Source organism: Streptomyces violascens, from assembly GCF_014649955.1.
GTDB lineage: Bacteria > Actinomycetota > Actinomycetes > Streptomycetales > Streptomycetaceae > Streptomyces > Streptomyces violascens.
Window position 1 is genome coordinate 1 of sequence record NZ_BMUA01000091.1, and the last position, 526, is coordinate 526.

The window sequence follows — 526 nt, forward strand, 5'->3', positions numbered from 1 at the left end:
GGCCTTGAACGTGCCGTCCGAGTTGGTGAGCAGGGTGTGGATGGCGTCGTGGCCGTCGGCGTAGTTGTACCAGTCGGCGACGTCACTGCGGCCGTCACCGTTGTAGTCGTGTCGGACGGCGGTTCCGCTGGACCACAGGGCCTGGCCCTTGGCGTTGTAGACGACGAGGTTGCCGCGGTCCTGGAGCAGGGCGAAGCCGTCGGCGAGGTGTTCGGGCTTGCCGTTGGTGGCCTGGTTGGTGCTCCACAGGGACGTGGAGTCGTCGCCCGGCTTGTTGACGGTGATGTTGCCGTCGCTCTGGATGAGTGCGGTGGCGCCCGGGTTTCCGCTCGTGTTGGTCGACCAGAGGACCTTGTTCGCGTTGGAGGCGATGGTGAGGTTGCCGTCGGCCTGCATGGTCAGCTTGGCCGAGTTGGAGGTGACGGACTGCCCGGAGGTGAGGCGGGTGCCGGGGGTGATGCGCCGTCCGCCGACGGAGCCGTCGATGGTGAACGGCTGGCCGAAGCCGGTGAAGTCGCTGCCGGTG

At 67.5% G+C, this 526-nt stretch carries 1 pseudogene; it reads right to left on the minus strand.

The features are described 5' to 3' along the window. Positions 1-526 (minus strand): annotated as a pseudogene (locus tag IE206_RS42235) (hypothetical protein); the annotation flags it as partial.